Source organism: Pseudomonas sp. NPDC098740, from assembly GCF_044760065.1.
Lineage (GTDB): Bacteria > Pseudomonadota > Gammaproteobacteria > Pseudomonadales > Pseudomonadaceae > Aquipseudomonas > Aquipseudomonas rossensis.
On record NZ_JBIWAM010000005.1, the window covers coordinates 104,485 to 123,917 of the forward strand.

Genomic DNA, 19,433 nt, shown 5'->3' on the forward strand with positions numbered 1-19,433 from the left:
CCACCCGCCCCATCTAACACCCATACCCAATTGCGCAGGTGCCCCATGAGCGACCAGCAAGAATTCCCCGAAGACCCGAGCGAATACGCCGACCCAGAGAACGCCGAACACCACTCCACCGGCAAAGACCTCGCCCTGCCAGGCCAGAACCTGCCGGACAAGGTCTACATCATCCCGATCCACAACCGCCCGTTCTTCCCGGCCCAAGTGCTGCCGGTCATCGTCAATGAAGAACCGTGGGCTGAAACGCTGGATCTTGTGAGCAAATCCGATCACCACTCCCTGGCCCTGTTCTACATGGACACGCCCCAGGAAGACCCGCGCCATTTCGACACCTCGACCCTGCCGCTCTACGGCACGCTGGTCAAGGTGCATCACGCCAGTCGCGAAAACGGCAAACTGCAATTCGTCGCCCAGGGCCTGACTCGCGTGCGCATTCGCACCTGGCTCAAGCACCATCGCCCGCCGTACCTGGTGGAAGTCGAATACCCGCACCAGCCCACCGAGCCGACCGACGAGGTCAAGGCTTACGGCATGGCGCTGATCAATGCGATCAAGGAACTGCTGCCGCTCAACCCGCTGTACAGCGAAGAGCTGAAGAACTACCTCAATCGCTTCAGTCCCAACGATCCGTCGCCGCTGACCGACTTCGCCGCCGCACTGACCTCGGCCACCGGCAACGATCTGCAAGAAGTGCTCGACTGCGTGCCGATGCTCAAGCGCATGGAAAAAGTCCTGCCGATGTTGCGCAAGGAAGTCGAAGTCGCACGCCTGCAGAAAGAAATTTCCGCCGAAGTTAACCGCAAGATCGGCGAGCATCAGCGCGAGTTCTTCCTCAAGGAACAACTCAAGGTCATCCAGCAAGAGCTGGGCCTGACCAAGGACGACCGCAGCGCCGACATCGAGCAGTTCGAACAGCGCCTGGAAGGCAAGGTTCTGCCGCCCCAAGCGCAAAAACGCGTCGAAGAGGAAATGAACAAGCTGTCGATCCTCGAAACCGGTTCGCCGGAGTATGCAGTCACCCGCAACTACCTCGACTGGGCAACCTCGGTGCCGTGGGGCGTGTACGGCGAGGACAAACTTGACCTCAAGCACGCGCGCAAGGTGTTGGACAAACACCATGCCGGCCTCGACGACATCAAGGACCGCATCCTCGAGTTCCTCGCCGTCGGTGCCTACAAAGGCGAGATCAGCGGCTCCATCGTGCTGCTGGTCGGCCCGCCGGGCGTGGGTAAAACCAGTGTCGGCAAATCCATCGCCGAATCCCTCGGTCGGCCGTTCTACCGCTTCAGCCTCGGTGGCATGCGCGACGAAGCCGAGATCAAGGGCCATCGCCGCACCTACATCGGCGCGCAGCCGGGCAAACTCGTCCATGCATTGAAAGATGTCGAAGTGATGAACCCGGTGATCATGCTCGACGAGATCGACAAGATGGGCCAGAGCTACCAGGGCGACCCGGCCTCGGCGCTGCTGGAAACCCTCGACCCGGAACAGAACGTCGAATTCCTCGACCACTACCTGGACTTGCGTCTGGACCTGTCGAAAGTGCTGTTCATCTGCACCGCCAACACCCTGGACTCGATCCCCGGCCCGTTGCTGGACCGGATGGAAGTGATTCGCCTGTCGGGTTACATCACCGAAGAAAAAATCGCCATCGCCAAACGTCACCTATGGCCCAAGCAACTGGAAAAGGCCGGCGTGTCCAAAGGCAGCCTGAGTATCAGCGACAGCGCCCTCAAAGCGTTGATCGACGGATACGCCCGTGAAGCGGGGGTTCGGCAGTTGGAAAAACAACTGGGCAAACTGGTGCGCAAAGCCGTTGTGAAACTGATCGACGAGCCGAAAGCGGTGATCAAGCTCGGCCCGAAAGACCTCGAATCCTCACTCGGCCATCCAGTCTTCCGCAACGAGCAAGTGCTGTCCGGTACCGGCGTCATCACCGGCCTGGCCTGGACCAGCATGGGCGGCGCGACCCTGCCGATCGAAGCCACGCGCATCCACACCCTGAATCGTGGCTTCAAACTCACCGGGCAATTGGGCGACGTGATGAAAGAGTCGGCGGAAATCGCCTACAGCTACGTCAGCTCCAATCTGAAGTCGTTCGGCGGTGATCCGAAGTTCTTCGACGAAGCCTTCGTTCACCTGCACGTCCCGGAAGGCGCCACCCCGAAAGACGGCCCGAGTGCCGGCGTGACCATGGCCAGCGCCCTGCTCTCGCTCGCCCGAAACCAGGCGCCGAAAAAAGGCATCGCCATGACCGGCGAACTGACGCTGACCGGGCATGTACTGCCGATTGGCGGAGTGCGCGAAAAGGTGATTGCGGCGCGGCGGCAGAAGATCTTTGAATTGATTCTGCCGGAGCCTAATCGCGGTAGCTTTGAAGAATTGCCGGATTATCTGAAGGAAGGGATTACCGTGCACTTTGCCAAGCGGTTTACGGATGTGGCGAAGATATTGTTTTAACTCGTTCAATCAATCCCCGGTGTGCATCCAGACTCGCCGGGGATTTTTTTGCCCATAAAAAGGCAACAAAACCGATGAAAACAATCTTAAAACCTGTCAACTCTGACAGTTACCTCTCATAACTCTATCGCACATGCTGTTGGCGAGGATGTTTCGACATCTCATTTCCCTACTCACCTCCAGGATCGAACATGACTGCCAACATGCGCGTCACCTCAACGATAGAAGGCTCATTTACTGCAAAAATCCAGGGTCATAAAGATTTCAAAGCCGACAGGCTCCAGATTTATAAAGATACTGAAGACATGTATCACTTTAGTGGAATGGAAGAGGGCTCTGCCCCAACGAATCCCTTTAGAACTATTTACATCATCACCGAAAAAGATGCAGTCAGTGGACAGCACACGTTCCCCAAGGGAATTAAGTCTTTCATCTATGTCCACACAACGAGTAGTGGGGCTACTGATAAGGAATTTATCAAGGAAGGTACATGTACGATTGATTTCGACCCGGTTAACCAACGCTACAAAATGTCGTTCCTTGTAAAAGTCCAATTCCCAGATGCTGAATTGCGGGACATCATGGGTAGCTTCGACCTCACCCAAAATTAACAAGACGGGCTCCCCCCTGAAGGGCGCCTACTCACGGGCGCTCTTCTCGCCGTCACAGTTTGTCTCATCTTCAGTTATGCTCGCCGTTCGTCGTGAATGCCGGAGCCACTGACCTTATGTCCCCCACTCGCCTGTTTGCCCCCCTCGCCCTTTCCCTGCTGGCCGCTTGCGCCATGCAACCTAAGCAGAACGTGACCGTGGAAAAACAAAGCGAATGCCCGGTAAAACTGCACAGCGGGCAAAACCTGATCCTGACCTTGCCAAGCAACCCGACCACAGGTTACCGCTGGGCGATCCAGGATTCGGCCGGTGGCGTATTGCGCGCACTCAGCCCCGAGGTATACAGCAATCCGCAAGACGCGGGGATCGTCGGCAGCGCCGGCCTCTCGACCTGGCGCTTCCAGTCCTTCACCGCTGGCACGGGCCGTTTGCGCCTGACCTACTCACAGCCATGGGCACCGGAAGTACCGGCAGTGGAAACTTTCGACTGCGCGATCTCGGTTAACTGATCGTGGGCTGGCTGATTCTGGCGCTGATGGGCGCGGTGACGTTCCTCTACGGCGTCAGCGTGCACGCTGCGTTGCTCTGCCTGCTGGTCAAGCCATTGCCGGTTTTGGCCTTGCTCGGTTGGTTGCATGACGCACCGCCCAGCGAATATCGGCGCTGGATCAGCCTTGGATTGATTTTCTCCCTGCTCGGCGATGTGTTGCTGGCATGGCCGGGGGATTTGTTTGTGTTTGGTCTTGGGGCGTTTCTGGTCGCCCACCTGGCGTATCTGAAGGCTTACTTGAGTGATTACCGGCGACTGGCGCTATTACCGCTGATCATCGCTTTGGGCGTCGGCGCGGTGTTGTTGGGGATCTTGATTTCCAATGGGCTGGGTCCCCTGCTCATCCCGGTGATCGTCTACGGTCTGGCCATCAGCGCCATGCTTTGGCGGGCGCTGGCTCGACTCGGCACTGACGTGCCCAAACGCTCGGCGCTGCTGGCGGCCGCAGGTGCGGTGGCGTTTGTGTTTTCGGACAGCGTGATTGGCATCAATCGATTCGTCGCGCCGTTTCATGCCGCCCCTTACGTCATCATCCTCAGCTACTGGCTGGGGCAATGGGGGATTGCGGCGTCGGCGTTCAGCCAGAAACCGCGTTCAACCCTTTAAAAGATCGCAGCCTTCGGCAGCTCCTACACTTGGAATGTGATCCCCTGTAGGAGCTGCCGAAGGCTGCGATCTTTTGATTTACGGTTTATCAGACAACCCGCGCATCCCCCCGTCAATTTGGCTAAAATGCCGGCCTTTTCCACCTATGCCGCTGGAACCGCCGTGAGCAAAGAACCCGATCGCCTTTTCGCCCAGCCTTTGGCCCAGGTGCCTGACTTCGCCTTTAACGAGGACGTGGTGCGGGTGTTCCCGGACATGATCAAGCGCTCGGTGCCGGGTTATCCGACCATCGTTGAAAACCTTGGCGTGCTCGCCGCGCAGTTCGCCCAGCCCAACAGCGTTCTTTACGACCTGGGTTCGTCCCTCGGTGCCGTGACCCAGGCCTTGCGCCGACACGTACGCACTGACGGCTGCCGCGTCATCGCTGTGGATAACTCGGCGGCGATGGTTGAACGCTGCCGCGAGTACCTCAACGGTCAGGACTCGATGTTCCAGGAGTTGCTGCCGGTCGAAGTGATCGAAGGCGACATCCTGGCCCTCGAATTTCAGCCAGCCTCGGTGGTGGCGCTGAACTTCACCCTGCAATTCATCGCCCCGGAACAGCGCACGGCGTTGCTCTCGCGTATCCGCCAATCGCTATTGCCCGGTGGCGCGCTGATTCTGTCGGAGAAGCTGCGCTTCAACGACCTTGAAGAACATGCGCTGCTCACCGACCTGCACGTCGCGTTCAAACGCGCCAACGGCTACAGCGAACTGGAAATCGCCCAGAAACGCAGCGCCATCGAAAACGTCATGAAGCCCGACAGCCTCGAAGAACACCGCGAGCGCCTGCTGGCCGCCGGGTTCTCGAAAGTCGTGCCGTGGTTCCAGTGTCTTAACTTTGCCTCGTTGATTGCCTTGCCATGATTGATCTGTCCCCCCTCGCCCGCCGTTTGGCTGGCACACCGCTGGCCGACTGGGCCAATACCCTGCAAGCGCAACTCGACAAGAAAATGGAAAAAGGTCACGGCGACCTGGAGCGCTGGCAGAGTGCGTTGGACGCTTTACCAAAAATTCAGCCGAGCGAAGTCGATCTGCTTAATGGCCTGACGCTGGACACCGATTGCGATGACGAAACCCGTGCGCAAATGCGCACCGCGCTGATGGGACTGTCACCGTGGCGCAAAGGGCCGTTCGATTTGTTTGGTGTGCACGTCGATACTGAATGGCGTTCGGACTGGAAATGGTCGCGGGTTGCACCGCATCTGGATCTGAAGGGCAAACGCATCCTCGATGTCGGCTGCGGCAACGGCTACTACATGTGGCGCATGCTCGGTGCCGGGGCCGACAGTGTGATTGGTGTCGATCCGAACTGGCTGTTCTTCTGCCAGTTCCAGGCGGTGCAGCGTTACCTGTCCGAACCCAATGCCTGGCACCTGCCGTTCCCGTTCGAAGACCTGCCGCCGAACATGGAAGGCTTCGACACGGTGTTTTCCATGGGGGTGTTCTATCACCGCCGCTCGCCGATCGAGCATTTGCTGGCGCTGAAGGATTGCCTGGTCAAGGGCGGCGAATTGGTGCTGGAGACGCTGGTGATTGAAGGCGATCAGCAGCAGGTGCTGGTACCGGAAGACCGTTATGCGCAGATGCGAAACGTGTGGTTCCTGCCGTCAGTACCAGCGCTGGAGCTGTGGCTGCGCCGGGCCGGGTTCACGGATGTTCGCTGTGTGGACGTGAGCACCACCAGCGTTGATGAACAGCGTGGTACGGAGTGGATGAAGTATCAGTCGTTGAGCGATTTCCTTGACCCAGAGGATCACAGCAAAACGGTTGAAGGGCTGCCGGCGCCGATGCGTGCCGTCATCGTCGCTCGTAAGTAACTCCCCCGATCTTTCAGACACCAGATAAACCTGTGGGAGCGGGCTTGCCCGCGATGGCGTCCTTTCAGCCAACGACGATGTTGAATGTAAGTCCGCAATCGCGGGCAAGCCCGCTCCCACAGGTATCGGTGTTTAGTCTGCTGGTTTGGCTCTTCGGGCCTTGAAGAACTCGCTCAGCATCGCCCCGCACTCCTCGGCCAACACTCCGCCTTCGTACAACACCCGGTGATTCAAAAAAGCCTGGGTAAAAAACTGCCCCTGACTTTGCACAATCCCGGCCTTCGGCTCCAGCGCCCCATACACCACCCGCGCAATCCGCGAATGCACGATCAGCCCGGCGCACATGCTGCACGGCTCAAGCGTTACGTACAGCGTGCTGCCGGGCAGACGATAGTTGCTGGCGGCCAACGCGGCAGCGCGGATCGCGACCATCTCGGCGTGAGCACTCGGGTCATTGCCGCTGATCGGGCAGTTGAAACCCCGACCGATGATTTCACCGTCCTGCACCAGCACCGCGCCCACCGGCACTTCACCGAGCGCCGCACCCTGGGCGGCCAGGGTCAGGGCTTCGCGCATGAAGTCACGGTCACGGCTGCGGTCGATGATCACTGCAGGACGTATCTGACGCATCAGGCCACCTCAATGGCGGCCATCAGGCCGGTTTCCATGTGATCGATCACGTGACAGTGGAACATCCAGATCCCTGGGTTATCCGCCACCAGCGCCACTTGCGCACGTTCGTTCTTGCCCAGCAAGTAGGTGTCAGTGAAGTACGGTATGACCTTGTGCCGGTTCGAGGCGATGACCTTGAAGCTCATCCCGTGTAGATGAATCGGGTGTTGATACTGAGTCATGTTTTTCAATTCGAAAATGTAGCTCTTGCCCTTCTCAAGCTTGGCAATCGGGCGGTCGGCGCAGGTTTTGTCGGTGATGTCCCAGGCCTTGCCGTTGATCTGCCACAGGCTCGGCGGCTTGCCATTGTCGACGTTCACCGACACTGAGCCTACCCATTCGAAATTGAAGTTGAGTTTCTCCGCATTGGCCAGATCCGGCTCGGCCACCGGGTTGGCGGGCAGCGCGGGCGGCCACTTGGTCGGTGCATCGGTGTTCGCCACCGAACGGAACGTGCCCAGTCGTACCGGGCCATTACGCAGGGACAGTTCTTCACCGGCCGGCGGTGCCTTGATCGCCAGGCAGATACGCATGCCCGGGCCAAGCCAGTATTCCTTGCCGAGTGGCCGCGGCTCGATGGGGTTACCGTCCAGCGCGTAGATCTGCGCTTCGACGCCAGGGATGTTGAGTCGGTAGGTCAGGGTGTTATCGAGGTTGAGCAGGCGCACCCGGGTGATCTGCCCGGCGGGCAACTCGATCACCGCTTGCGCGACGCCATTGATGGTCGACAGGCGCCCCGCCGTGCCACCACGGGCCGCTTCGCGAGGAATGCTGAACGCGACAAAAGCGCCCTCTTCATCGACGTGCCAGCTCTTGAGGCTCAAGGTCTTCTCGTACTTGAAACCGGTAGGCTCGCGCTCTTCGATGATCAACGGGCCGACCAGCCCGCGGCCGAGTTCTTCGCTGCTGTTCACATGCGGGTGATACCAGTAGCTGCCGGCGTCGGGCACGCGGAATTTGTAGTCGAAGTATTCGCCCGGCAGCACTGGAAGCTGCGAGACGTAGGGCACGCCGTCCATTTCCAGCGGCAGGCGAATGCCGTGCCAGTGAATGGTGGTCGCCACCGGCAGGTGGTTGATGAAACGTACCCGCAGCCATTCGCCCTGACGCACGCGCAACTCGGTACCCGGCGCCGACGGGCCGAAGGCCCAGGCTTCGGTTTTGTGCCCGGCTACCAGTTCGACGTCCAGCGGTGCGGCGATCAGCTCATAGTCGTGGCCCGCGTCGGCGTCGGCCATCTTGCCCAACCAGTACCGCGACGCGCCCCCCGCTCCGACACCAACGACAACAAGACCGGCCAGGCCACCGAGGATTTGGCGACGGGTAAAGGACATGAACGCGACTACCTCACTTGAAAGCGGCAGGCCTGAGCCCGCAAAAGGCGAATACGATACACCTGCAACTGCGAAACAGTAAGAGCAGCGCGACCATGGGCCGCAGAACGAGGACTACCTGACAAGGCTCGATGTCCTACTCAACGCCTGCGCAAGCAGCCACGGCTATCGTCCCGACGGCCTACAGATCGAGCTGAGCTTTCTTGAGATAGTGAGCGACCTTCCACCCGCTTTCAAAGAGAGAATCATGGACGATTCCAACGACACATTCGTGCCCGACGCCACCGACGTATTGGCGCTCCACGCCCTGATCCCCGGCCTGGTCGCCGACTGCCCCGATATGTACGCCATGGCGTATCAGGTCGCCAAAGATATTCTGCTCCAGCACAACATCACCGACATCGAGCCCGACAAGGTCTACTGGCACCGATTCCGCGCCGCGCAAAGCAGCTCGAAGACCTTTACCGGTTGGCAACACGTGTTTGAAAAACCCAGGGAGTCGATGACCTTCCCGCAACTGGTCATGCAGCGTTTCAGTGTGCACGACCAGGACAACGCCGACCTTCTGGACGCCGACAGCGGCTTCTATTGCGCCGATGGCAATGCCGAAAACTACGACGAAACCAACGAAGTCCGGCTGCACGCCAGGGATGCGCTGAAAGCCTTCTGGAACATCAACTTCAGCGACCGCTACAAGACCGCCGTCGCGACGTTCTGGGAAAAACACAGCGCCAACTTCCGCGCACTGGCCAAGTGCACCTTTATCTCCAAGGCCATCGACGACTATGAGAAGGGACACCTGACCCGCGAACACTTCACTACCGTGCTAAGGGCTGTCGTCGGCAATGTGAGCCGGCCACTCACCCGGCAAATGCTGATGGACGAGGCGCCAGCGGGTAACGGTCTAGCCATCCGCAAATTCTGCATCGATCAATTCGTGTCGACGGACATCCTCAGCTTTACCGACGAGCACGACCTGAACATCCTCTACCTTCCGGGAGAACCCAGGGGGTTTTACTGCTTTAACAAGGTCGAGGAGTTGCACCAATGGCTGGTCGATGAGGTCAAGGACGCCGAAGGCCGTGAACGCATGTTCATGCACTTCAAACAGCAAGAGCGCGACATTCTTCAGGAGCGGCCGACCTCGCTGGGGCACAAGCTCGCCAACTTCACCGGCATTGGCCTGATCATTCACGCGTTCGAAGAAACGCCGATTGATAACGTCGGCCTCACCCATGCCTATGACGTTTTGCCCGGCGAACATGACGTCGCGGATTATCATTTGCTGCACTACCGAGGCGAAAAAATCGTCGGTGATGCGTTCAGCCATCTCAGTCAGTCCACCCACGAGCGCATGCTCAGCGACGCCAATTTCCTCCTGCGCTCCAATGGCGAGATCAGGAAAAAACTATGGATTGGCTATCTCAACGCCTTCAACCACACCTTCGGGCCAATGGCCGCACTCGCATGGCCGGCGGCGCTGGTGGTTATCGGTGCAGGCATCGCCAATGTCGGGTTGCAGATCGACCAGGCCATCAACGCCCCCACTCCGATGGAGCGCAAGGCCGCCGTCACTGCTGCAATATTTGGCAGTGTGGAAGTCCTGTTCAATTTGCCATTCCTGTGGGGTGCCGCTGAACTGGCAGACGCTGCCGAACTTGGAGAGTCCGCCGAGACGCAAGAGGCGCTTGCGACCAAGACAGAAACTGAACTGACGCCACCACCCGGGCTGCCGGTGCCGATCGTCGAAGCGGGTCCGACCGACGCCCAGATCCTCGCCCCGTTTGACACCAATGAGGTGCTTGACGGTTATTTCCCGGTCAGTGACGACGGTCAGTACAAGGGTATCTATCAACCCAATGGCGGCGGCAATTACATTGCCATGGACGATCGTGTTTTCCAGGTGAACTACAACAACCAACTGAAGTGCTGGGCAATCATCGACCCAACCAATCCCTATTCGTTTTACCGCAACATTCCAGTTCGCCTGAATGAAGAAAACGAGTGGGAAATGATCTTGCGCGGCGGTTTGAGGGGTGGTGGTAAAAACCTCTCCAAACCGGCGACACCGAAACCCGGACCGAGCAGCGGCGATTCCGCGCAAACAGCAAACACCTCCGATGGGGCAGCACCTCAACCACAGGCAGGTACCTCGGCAGCAGCCCGCGCACCGGCGCGCCTTCGCACCCTGGAAACGCCATACGATGCGGATCCTCAATTCAGGCGACAGCTCCGAGGGTGGGCTTTGAATCAGCAACCCACTCATGTGCGCGTGATGCGCATTAACAACATGCTCACAGTAGAAGACTCTTACGCACGTTACTTCAGCCGCAAACTAGCGGATCTGAGGCGCGACGCCGGGCGGTTCTTCAATGAGTTGAAGTGGAGCGAACTGCCACCTCGGCCAACGTTATTTACCGTCGACGAGCCCATGAGCATTGCCGAACTGATTAAGCGAGTGTTCGAGGTGACCCATGGGTTGGTCGTGGGTGAAACCCTGGACCGCATTACCAGCCTGCGCTTCATGATTGAAAACATGCACGAGTTCGCTCAACGGGGGGTGAACACGATTTACATGCGAGGCTTGCTCAGCGATTTTGCCCAGCAGGATCTGAACAGCTTTTTCGAATCGGGGAACATGTCCAAAGATCTGAAAAACTACCTGATCAGTATCGGTCAGGACCCTGCCGGACGTTTCAACGAACTGGAACTGATCAAGAGCGCAAAACAAAACAACATCCGGGTCCAGGCAATCGATAACTCGGTAACGCTTAAAAAACCAATCCCCGACCGGCTGATTGAAGAGCAAATGATGAGCAACAGCCTGACGAACCAGATCATGCAGGCTGACACCACGTTGAACCATCCTGGGAAATGGGTGGTTTTAACGGGAGTGGAAAATACCAATACCTTCCGGGGGATGGCAGGCATCAGTGAGCTGCGCGGGGGGATCGGCTTGCGTATAGAAGAGGTCGATCCAGGCCAAAGCCTGGGCATTACCCTGGATCCCGGTATCGAGATTGATCGTGGCCCCATCCTCCAGCACGAAACAATGCGCGGTACTTCCGAGATGTTTCACGCAGACCTTCGCCTACAAATTGAAGCACCACCGGTAATCAGAACTGAGCGGCAAACGGAAAAGCTTCTCAATGTACCCGGCAAGTACCTGTTCGAAAAGAACGCAGGCGACTACACCCTGTTCCACCAAAACAGAGAAAAACAGATCACCCGTACGCCCGTCCAGCGACTAGTCAATGGCGACTATGTAGTACATCGGCCCTCCTGGCCGCAAAACGGCGTGTCTTTCCCCAGCATTGACGCGCTGTCGCGCTCACTCAACAACTCAGGCCTGAGACTGGCAACGCGCATTCCCACTTGACCCGTTTTGTAGCTGCAATTGCGCTCACTTAATCCAAGGAAAACATCATGGACGATACTCAAGACACATTCCTGCCCGACGCCGCCGATGCCTTGGCGCTCCAGGCCCTGATCCCCGATCTGATTGCCGATTGTCCCGATATGTACGCCATGGCGTATCAGGTCGCCAAAGACATTCTCGTTCAGCACCACATCACCGACATCGAACCCGACAAGGTCTACTGGCACCGTTTCCGTGCCGCGCAAAGCAGCTCGAAGACCTTTACCGGTTGGCAGCACATGCTTGAAAAGCCCAGAGAATCGATGACCTTCCCGCAACTGGTCATGCAGCGTTTCAGTGTCCACGACCAGGACAACGCCGACCTGCTGGATGCTGACAGCGGTTTCTATCGCGCCGACGGCAATGCCGGAAACTACGATGAAACCAACGAGATTCGCCTGCACGCCAGGGATGCGCTGAAAGCCTTCTGGGACATCAACTTCAGCGACCGCTACAAGACCGCCATCGCGACGTTTTGGGAAAAGCATGGCGCCAACTTCCGCGCGTTGGCCAAGTGCACTTTTATCGCCAGGGCGATTGAAGACTATGAAAACGGCCACTTGGCCCCTGAGCAATTCAAGCTGGTACTGCGCGCCGTCGCCAACAATGTGAGCCGACCACTCACCCGGCAAATGCTGATGGACGAGGCACCAACGGGTAGCGGTTTATCCATTCGGAAATTTTGTGTTGATCAATTCGTGTCGACGGACATCCTCAGCATCACTGACGACAGTGACCTGAACATTCTCTACGTTCCAGGCGAACCCAGAGGTTTTCACTGCTTTAACAAGGTCGAGGAGTTACACGAATGGCTGGCCAATGAGGTCAAAGATGCCGAAGGCCGCGAACGCCTGCTCATGCACTTCAAACAGGAAGAGCGGGACATTCTTCAGGAAAAGCCCACTTCGCTGGGACACAAACTCGCCAACTTCACCGGTATTGGCTTGATCATCCACGCGTTTGAGGAGACAGAAACTGAAAACATCGGCCTCACCCATGCCTATGAAGTTTTACCCGGCGAATATGAAGTCGCGGACCATCATTTGCTCCACTACCGTGGCGAGAAAATTGCCGGTGATGCGTTCACCCATCTGAGCCAGTCCACCCATGAGCGCATGCTCAGCGACGCGAACTTCCTGCTGCACTCCAACGGCGACATCAGAAAAAAGCTGTGGATCGGCTATCTCAATGCCTTCAACCACACCTTCGGGCCGATGGCCGCCCTCGCATGGCCGGCAGCGCTGGTTGTCATCGGCGCCGGAATCGCCAATGTCGGGCTGCAAATCGACCAGGCCATCAACGGCACTACTCCAATGGAACGCAAGGCGGCTGTCACTGCCGCCATTCTGGGCAGCGTGAATACCTTGTTCAATCTGCCGTTTTTGCGCGGTGCAGCAGAGCTTGCGCAGGCCGCCGAATTCGCAGAGACAGCAGAGGCAGAAGAGATGCTCACCTCCGAACAGGAGACGGAGACAGCCGTGGCGACGCCCCCCACCCTCCCCGTCGAACCCGTCGCTCCTGGCCCGACCGACACCCAGATACTGGGTCCATTTGAAACCAATGAGGTGCTCGACGGCGAATCTGCGGTCAGTACCGAAGGTAAGTTCAAGGGCATTTATCAACCCACGGCCGGGGGTAACTACATCACCTTTAATGACAGTTACTACCTGGTGCGATACAGCAACGAACTGAAGACTTGGGTAATCATTGACCCGGTCAACCCTTACTCTTTCTACCGCAACATACCCGTGCGCCTGAACGAAGCCGGTGAATGGATCCCCGTTACACGCCCCGGTCTGGCCGGTGGTGGCTGGTTTACCGAATTGTTTTCCAGAGCCGAGCCGCCACTCCCGGATTTCGATGCTCCGGCGACTGCATACGATGTTCCACAGGACATCAAGCCCGCCCTCAAACGTGCGGCCAACGGGACGGCCATGAAAGGGGATTTGAAGGACGGCTTTGTCAATCCAAACAGTACGGACGATGAACTGAAAGCCTTCAAAAGACTGCGCCGAACGCTGCACGCCGACGCCGTGAGCTTCTATTCGCTACCGCAACCACAACTGCCACCCAGGCCAAACATTCCATCCTTCATCCCGAATGCAAAGTTCAAGGACATCATCAAGACCCTTTTCAAGCGGTCACAGAGCCTGGTCATCGGCGAAAGTCACTCCAGCGTGGGCAGCAAACAGTTTCTGGTCGAAAACATGAGCCTGCTGCGCAAACAAAAGGTCAAAACCCTGTACATGGAGCATCTGCTGACTGATTTCCATCAGGCCGACCTGGACGTTTTCAACCGCACCGGTGTGATGTCCGAGGACCTGGAAAGCTACCTCAAGGACCTTGACGCAGGTTTTTCGACTGACCCCAGCGAACAATTCACCTTTGAGCAGGTGGTCAGGACAGCGCAAAAAAACAACATACGCGTTCAGGCCATCGACTGCCTGGCCAGTTACCGCAGCACCGGTATTGCAGGGGCAGGTATTAATTTTCGGCAAAAAATGATGAATTTTTTCGCCCGACAAGTCATCGGCGCCGACCAGACAGCCAGAGGCGCGCATCGCTGGGTGGCGTTGGTCGGGAACAGCCACGCCAATACCTATGACGGCGTGGCGGGAATCAGCGAGCTTGAAGGCAGCATCGGGCTGCGTATTGAAAGCGTAGGCCCGGACGAGCTCGGCGGTATCAAGGTCGACCCTGGGGTGACCGACGAGCCGCGCCCGGGGCACGCGGCCCGTTTTGCCAAAAATGACTTATTGCTGCAAATCCCGACGCCGAAAAGCGTGATCCTGGCGCAAAGGCTGGAGGATGGCCTGCCCAGGCCGGGCACGTACACCCTCAGCACCAGCACCGGTGAACCCTTTCTGGTTCACCGCAGCAGAACCCTCACCAACAGAGTCATCACCAGTAACGGCATCATCACCCGTGGCAAACTCGTTCGAACGCCCATCAAGCATGATGCAGATGGGTACTACGTCGAACGGGATGCCTGGCAGATCAACGGCCGACGCTTTCAAACCCCCGACGCCTTGAGTTCAGCGCTGCACAGAATGGGCATGACCCCCGTCCGACTACCCGGCGTCTAAAACGCAAAAAGGCCGTGTGAACAGTGTTCACACGGCCTTTTCAGTTACCTGCGATCAAGCCATCAAGGCTAGCGCGGGATTATTCCCACTCAATCGTCGCTGGCGGCTTGCTCGACACGTCGTAGGTGACGCGGGAGATGCCTTCGATTTCGTTGATGATCCGGCCGGAAACAGTTTCCAGCAGTTCGTAAGGCAGGTGCGCCCAACGAGCGGTCATGAAGTCGATGGTTTCCACGGCACGCAGGGCAACTACCCAGGCGTAACGACGGCCATCGCCTACAACGCCAACCGATTTCACCGGCTGGAACACCACGAATGCCTGGCTGACCTTGTGGTACCAGTCGGCCTTGCGCAGTTCTTCGATGAAGATGTGGTCGGCGCGACGCAGCAGGTCGGCGTATTCCTTCTTCACTTCACCGAGGATCCGCACGCCCAGGCCCGGGCCCGGGAACGGGTGGCGGTAGACCATGTCGTACGGCAGACCCAGTTCCAGGCCCAGACGACGGACTTCGTCCTTGAACAGCTCGCGCAGGGGTTCAACCAGCTTGAGGTTCATTTCTTCCGGCAGGCCACCCACGTTGTGGTGCGACTTGATCACGTGGGCCTTGCCGCTTTTGGCGCCAGCCGACTCGATCACGTCCGGGTAGATGGTGCCTTGGGCCAGGTACTTGATGTTGTCCAGCTTGCAGGATTCGGCGTCAAACACGTCGATGAACGTACGGCCGATGATCTTGCGCTTCTTCTCGGGGTCCGACTCGCCTGCCAGGTTATCGAGGAACTGGTCGGCAGCATTGGCGCGAATCACCTTGACGCCCATGTTCTCAGCAAACATGGCCATCACTTGCTCGCCTTCGTGCAGACGCAGCAGGCCGTTGTCGACGAAGACGCAGGTCAACTGGTCGCCGATGGCTTTGTGCAGCAGCGCGGCAACCACCGAGGAGTCCACACCGCCGGACAGGCCGAGCAGCACGTTGTCAGTACCGACCTGGGCGCGAATGTTGGCGATGGCGTCTTCAGCAATCTTCGAAGGCGTCCACAAGGCTTCGCAGCCGCAGATGTCGAGGATAAAGCGCGAGAGGATGCGACCGCCCTGCTTGGTGTGGGTCACTTCCGGATGGAACTGCACGCCGTAGTAGCCACGAGCATCGTCGAACATGCCAGCGATCGGGCAGCTTGGGGTGCTGGCCAGGATGTGGAATTCCTGCGGCATCTTGGTGACTTTGTCACCGTGGCTCATCCACACGTCGAGGCCGAACAGGCCGTCGGCGTCGATGTGGTCTTCGATGCCGTCGAGCAGACGGCTCTTGCCGACCACGTCGACACGGGCGTAACCGAACTCACGCAGTTCGGAACCTTCAACCTTGCCACCCAGCTGTTCAGCCATGGTCTGCATGCCGTAGCAGATACCGAAGACCGGTACGCCCAGGTCAAACACCGCTTGCGGGCAGCGCGGGCTGTCGGCTACGTGCACGGACTCGGGGCCGCCGGCGAGAATGACGCCTTTTGGAGCGAATTCGCGAATCGCGTCTTCATCCATATCGAACGGATGCAGTTCGCAGTACACGCCGATTTCACGCACGCGGCGGGCAATCAGCTGGGTGTACTGGGAACCGAAGTCGAGGATCAGGATGCGGTGAGCGTGAATGTCGAGGGCCATGATTCAGTCTCGTCTAAGTAATTCAGAAACAGTCGTGATTCAGAAACAACTCGGGGCTGAATAAAACAGCCCCGGTTACTTAACTTTTTGCTGGAAGGCTCAACCTACGCGGTAGTTTGGCGCTTCTTTGGTGATTTGCACGTCGTGAACATGGGATTCGGCCATGCCAGCGCCGGTGATCCGCACGAACTCAGGCTTGGTGCGCATTTCTTCGATGTCGGCACTGCCGGTGTAACCCATCGAGGAACGCAGGCCGCCCATCAGTTGATGGATGATGGCGCTCAGGGTGCCCTTGTAAGGAACACGCCCTTCGATACCTTCAGGTACAAGCTTCTCGGCGCCTGCCGAGGAGTCCTGGAAATAACGGTCGGAGGAGCCTTGAGCCTGGGACATGGCGCCCAGCGAGCCCATGCCGCGGTAAGCCTTGTACGAACGACCCTGGAACAGTTCGATCTCGCCCGGCGCTTCTTCAGTACCGGCGAACATCGAGCCCATCATCACGCAGGAAGCACCGGCAACGATGGCCTTGGACAGGTCACCGGAGAAACGGATGCCGCCGTCGGCGATCAACGGAACGCCAGTGCCTTCAAGGGCAGCGGCGACGTTGGCGATGGCGCTGATTTGCGGGACGCCTACACCGGCGACGATGCGGGTGGTGCAGATCGAGCCCGGGCCGATACCGACCTTGACTGCATCGGCGCCTGCTTCGGCCAAAGCCTTGGCGGCAGCGCCGGTGGCGATGTTGCCACCGATGACCTGCACTTCAGGGAAATTCTGTTTGACCCAGCGAACGCGGTCGATCACACCTTTGGAGTGACCGTGAGCGGTGTCGACCACCACCACGTCAACGCCGGCATTGACCAGGGCAGCTACGCGATCACCGGTGTCTTTACCGGTACCGACAGCAGCGCCAACACGCAGACGACCTTGGTCGTCCTTGCTGGCCAGCGGGTATGCCTTGGCTTTTTCGATGTCGTTGACGGTCATCATGCCTTTGAGGGCGAATTTGTCGTCGACGATCAGCACGCGTTCGATACGGTTTTTGTGCAACAACTCGCGGACGTCGTTCTTGTCGGCGCCTTCCTTGACCGTGACCAGACGCTCTTTAGGCGTCATCACTTCACGGACAGTGGCTTCCAGACGGTTTTCGAAGCGCACGTCACGGGAAGTGACGATACCGACCAGGTCGCCATCGTGCAGCACGGGAACGCCGGAAATGTTGTGCAGGCGGGTCAGTTCGAACAGTTCACGAACCGTGGCGTCAGCCTCGATGGTGATCGGGTCCTTGACCACGCCGGCTTCGTAACGCTTGACCTTGCGCACTTCGGCAGCTTGCTGCTCGATGGTCATGTTCTTGTGGATAATGCCGATGCCACCTTCCTGAGCCATGGCAATTGCCAGACGGGCTTCAGTAACGGTGTCCATGGCGGCAGAAACCAGAGGAATATTCAGCTCGATGCCACGGGTTAGGCGGGTCTTGAGACTGACTTCGTTAGGAAGCACCTCGGAATAACCAGGCACTAGGAGAATGTCGTCGAATGTCAGAGCTTCTTGGCTGATACGCAGCATCGCGGGGGCTCCCGAGCGGGAAAATGGAAGCGCGCCATTATAGTCAGACACCCCCTCGGGTTCAATGTAAAACTCTGTCTATTATTAGCATTACTGATATACGGGGGTTATTGCCGCGTAGGAGCTGCCGAAGGCTGCGATCTTTTGATCTTGATTTTCGGCGAGGCTAAAAATTTCAAGATCAAAAGATCGCAGCCTTCGGCAACTCCTACACGGGTATCGCATTCACAGTTCGACTTTCACCCAACTGACAGGCTGATCCAGCCAATCGGCAAATTCGTCGATAAAGCTCTGCTTGAACCCGGCCTCGGCCCAGTTGTTGAAGATAAAGCCCAGGTTGGAAAAGCCGCATTCCTGCAGGAAAAGAAACCCATTGATGTCATCTTCATGCCCGCACTCCGGACAAGTGAAGTTATCGGTGCGCCCCGGCATCCAGTCTTCCAGGCTGTCGAACAGCGCTTCGCCGACTTCCTTGCGGCACTCGGCGCAGCCCGCCTCTTCAAGGAAACCCTTGGCCGGCGTATAGATGCAGCGCTTGGTGATGATCTCCAGGCCATTGATCGGTTCGCCGAACGGCAGCGCTTCAGGATGCAGCACTACAGCGCGGGCACCGTCGCCGATGGCATGAGCCATGCGGTTGCCAGTGCGGCCGCAGGTGGTCAGTTCTTCTTTAATGATGTTCTTGCGCACCAGCCAACGCACGACCGCCCGCGCCCGGGGTTCGTGCACCGGCAGTGTGGAGATTTTCGGGACAATAATGCTTTGCGAATTCATGGTGCGGCCTGCTGCAACGCTTTAACGAAGCCCGGCAGCATAAGCACCCGGCTTCAGAGGTCAAGCACTCAAATAACGTCCGATCAAGGCAATTCCGCTGGCCAACACCAACCAGGTCACCAGCCGCACAAACGCCTCGCGGGACAATCTCATGGTCAACCGCCGGCCGATCCACAGCCCCAATGTCATGGCCGGCAATAAACACAGCGCCAATACCAACAAGGGTAGCTCGGCATACACACCCGCGACAGCAAACAGGCTCAAGCGCACCACGGTGCTGCAACTGATCAGCGCACTCTGGGTCGCCCGGGCTGCCTCTTTGGGCAGGCGACTGTTCAAATAGATCGCATATAAAAAGCCGCCACTGCCAAACAATGCCCCGAACATCCCGCCCACCGTGCCCATCGGCACGGCCCAACCGGCGGACAATTGTGTCGGACGGGTTTTGACCCACAAGCTGTAAATCGCGTAGGTGCTGATAAACAGCCCCATCAACAGCAACAACACATCGGATTTCAGATTCAGTAGAAAAATAACCCCCAGCGTGCAGCCCACCGCCATGCACGGCAGCAGCCGCAACAACTCAGGCTTCGCCACATCCCGTCGCGAAGGCAGCAGATTGCCGAACGCCGCGACGAAATCCAGCAGCACCAATAGCGGCACGATTTTCGACAGCGGCATGAACAGGATCAATATCGGCCCCGCCACCAACGCAGTGCCGAAACCGGCAATACCGAACACGATGTAGGCCAGGGCAATGCCCAACGCGATTACCAGCCAATCCGTAGCGCCGAAGGGCCATTGGCTCAACAACTCAAGCACGTTCATCTGCAC

General features: G+C 58.2%; 14 protein-coding genes. 8 read left to right on the top strand and 6 right to left on the bottom strand.

The window, feature by feature from the left end; translation table 11 throughout:
• The first annotated feature begins 45 nt into the window (after positions 1-45).
• The 6 genes from lon (at position 46) to cmoB (ending at position 6,089) form a co-directional block, all read left to right on the top strand.
• Positions 46-2,463 (top strand): endopeptidase La, encoded by a 2,418-nt coding sequence (gene lon, locus ACIQU2_RS08025; protein ID WP_403139887.1) that lies wholly within the window; start codon positions 46-48, stop codon positions 2,461-2,463.
• 191 nt (positions 2,464-2,654) lie between these two features.
• Positions 2,655-3,074, top strand: a complete 420-nt coding sequence (locus ACIQU2_RS08030) for a hypothetical protein (RefSeq protein WP_403139888.1) — start codon at positions 2,655-2,657, stop codon at positions 3,072-3,074.
• 116 nt (positions 3,075-3,190) lie between these two features.
• Positions 3,191-3,583 (top strand): protease inhibitor I42 family protein, encoded by a 393-nt coding sequence (locus ACIQU2_RS08035; protein ID WP_403139889.1) that lies wholly within the window; start codon positions 3,191-3,193, stop codon positions 3,581-3,583.
• A gap of 2 nt (positions 3,584-3,585) precedes the next feature.
• Positions 3,586-4,230, top strand: coding sequence for a lysoplasmalogenase (locus ACIQU2_RS08040; RefSeq protein ID WP_403139891.1), 645 nt, complete (start codon positions 3,586-3,588; stop codon positions 4,228-4,230).
• Positions 4,231-4,356: 126 nt separating this feature from the next.
• A complete protein-coding gene (gene cmoA, locus ACIQU2_RS08045; RefSeq protein WP_193560118.1) occupies positions 4,357-5,136 on the top strand; it encodes a carboxy-S-adenosyl-L-methionine synthase CmoA in 780 nt (259 codons plus the stop codon).
• Positions 5,133-6,089 carry a tRNA 5-methoxyuridine(34)/uridine 5-oxyacetic acid(34) synthase CmoB gene (cmoB, locus tag ACIQU2_RS08050; RefSeq protein ID WP_347803694.1) on the top strand — a complete coding sequence of 319 codons (957 nt, stop codon included), beginning with the start codon at positions 5,133-5,135 and terminating at the stop codon, positions 6,087-6,089. Before cmoA ends, cmoB begins: the two co-directional genes overlap by 4 nt.
• A gap of 132 nt (positions 6,090-6,221) precedes the next feature.
• On the opposite strand, the gene tadA is transcribed toward cmoB, so the two are convergent.
• Together tadA and ACIQU2_RS08060 are read right to left on the bottom strand one after the other, a co-directional pair.
• Positions 6,222-6,719, bottom strand: coding sequence for a tRNA adenosine(34) deaminase TadA (gene tadA, locus ACIQU2_RS08055; protein ID WP_403139893.1), 498 nt, complete (start codon positions 6,717-6,719; stop codon positions 6,222-6,224).
• Positions 6,719-8,095 carry a multicopper oxidase family protein gene (locus ACIQU2_RS08060; RefSeq protein WP_347803692.1) on the bottom strand — a complete coding sequence of 459 codons (1,377 nt, stop codon included), beginning with the start codon at positions 8,093-8,095 and terminating at the stop codon, positions 6,719-6,721. The genes tadA and ACIQU2_RS08060 overlap by 1 nt, the downstream gene beginning before the upstream one ends.
• Before the next feature lie 247 nt (positions 8,096-8,342).
• On the opposite strand from ACIQU2_RS08060, the gene ACIQU2_RS08065 reads away from it, so the two are divergent.
• Positions 8,343-11,474, top strand: a complete 3,132-nt coding sequence (locus ACIQU2_RS08065; RefSeq protein ID WP_403139895.1) for a membrane-targeted effector domain-containing toxin — start codon at positions 8,343-8,345, stop codon at positions 11,472-11,474.
• 47 nt (positions 11,475-11,521) lie between these two features.
• Complete coding sequence (locus tag ACIQU2_RS08070) at positions 11,522-14,599, top strand: membrane-targeted effector domain-containing toxin (RefSeq protein WP_403139897.1); 3,078 nt, start codon at positions 11,522-11,524, stop codon at positions 14,597-14,599.
• 79 nt (positions 14,600-14,678) lie between these two features.
• On the opposite strand, the gene guaA is transcribed toward ACIQU2_RS08070, so the two are convergent.
• The 4 genes from guaA to ACIQU2_RS08090 all read right to left on the bottom strand — a co-directional run bounded on the left by guaA (position 14,679) and on the right by ACIQU2_RS08090 (position 19,427).
• Positions 14,679-16,256 carry a glutamine-hydrolyzing GMP synthase gene (gene guaA / locus ACIQU2_RS08075; RefSeq protein ID WP_347803684.1) on the bottom strand — a complete coding sequence of 526 codons (1,578 nt, stop codon included), beginning with the start codon at positions 16,254-16,256 and terminating at the stop codon, positions 14,679-14,681.
• A gap of 99 nt (positions 16,257-16,355) precedes the next feature.
• Entirely contained in the window at positions 16,356-17,825 is a 1,470-nt protein-coding gene (gene guaB, locus ACIQU2_RS08080; RefSeq protein ID WP_053123503.1) for an IMP dehydrogenase, read from the bottom strand.
• 225 nt (positions 17,826-18,050) lie between these two features.
• Positions 18,051-18,599, bottom strand: coding sequence for a hypothetical protein (locus tag ACIQU2_RS08085; RefSeq protein WP_056743212.1), 549 nt, complete (start codon positions 18,597-18,599; stop codon positions 18,051-18,053).
• Positions 18,600-18,659: 60 nt separating this feature from the next.
• Positions 18,660-19,427 (bottom strand): sulfite exporter TauE/SafE family protein, encoded by a 768-nt coding sequence (locus ACIQU2_RS08090; RefSeq protein ID WP_347803682.1) that lies wholly within the window; start codon positions 19,425-19,427, stop codon positions 18,660-18,662.
• Positions 19,428-19,433 lie beyond the last annotated feature (6 nt).

Bases quoted from the DNA above. Each gene is read 5' to 3' on its own strand.
- lon (WP_403139887.1), top strand. From the start codon at position 46: ATGAGCGACCAGCAAGAATTCCCCGAAGACCCGAGCGAATACGCCGAC.
- ACIQU2_RS08090 (WP_347803682.1), bottom strand. From the start codon at position 19,427: ATGAACGTGCTTGAGTTGTTGAGCCAATGGCCCTTCGGCGCTACGGAT.
- ACIQU2_RS08030 (WP_403139888.1), top strand. From the start codon at position 2,655: ATGACTGCCAACATGCGCGTCACCTCAACGATAGAAGGCTCATTTACT.
- ACIQU2_RS08070 (WP_403139897.1), top strand. From the start codon at position 11,522: ATGGACGATACTCAAGACACATTCCTGCCCGACGCCGCCGATGCCTTG.
- tadA (WP_403139893.1), bottom strand. From the start codon at position 6,719: ATGCGTCAGATACGTCCTGCAGTGATCATCGACCGCAGCCGTGACCGT.
- cmoA (WP_193560118.1), top strand. From the start codon at position 4,357: ATGCCGGCCTTTTCCACCTATGCCGCTGGAACCGCCGTGAGCAAAGAA.
- ACIQU2_RS08035 (WP_403139889.1), top strand. From the start codon at position 3,191: ATGTCCCCCACTCGCCTGTTTGCCCCCCTCGCCCTTTCCCTGCTGGCC.
- guaB (WP_053123503.1), bottom strand. From the start codon at position 17,825: ATGCTGCGTATCAGCCAAGAAGCTCTGACATTCGACGACATTCTCCTA.
- ACIQU2_RS08065 (WP_403139895.1), top strand. From the start codon at position 8,343: ATGGACGATTCCAACGACACATTCGTGCCCGACGCCACCGACGTATTG.
- cmoB (WP_347803694.1), top strand. From the start codon at position 5,133: ATGATTGATCTGTCCCCCCTCGCCCGCCGTTTGGCTGGCACACCGCTG.
- guaA (WP_347803684.1), bottom strand. From the start codon at position 16,256: ATGGCCCTCGACATTCACGCTCACCGCATCCTGATCCTCGACTTCGGT.
- ACIQU2_RS08060 (WP_347803692.1), bottom strand. From the start codon at position 8,095: ATGTCCTTTACCCGTCGCCAAATCCTCGGTGGCCTGGCCGGTCTTGTT.
- ACIQU2_RS08085 (WP_056743212.1), bottom strand. From the start codon at position 18,599: ATGAATTCGCAAAGCATTATTGTCCCGAAAATCTCCACACTGCCGGTG.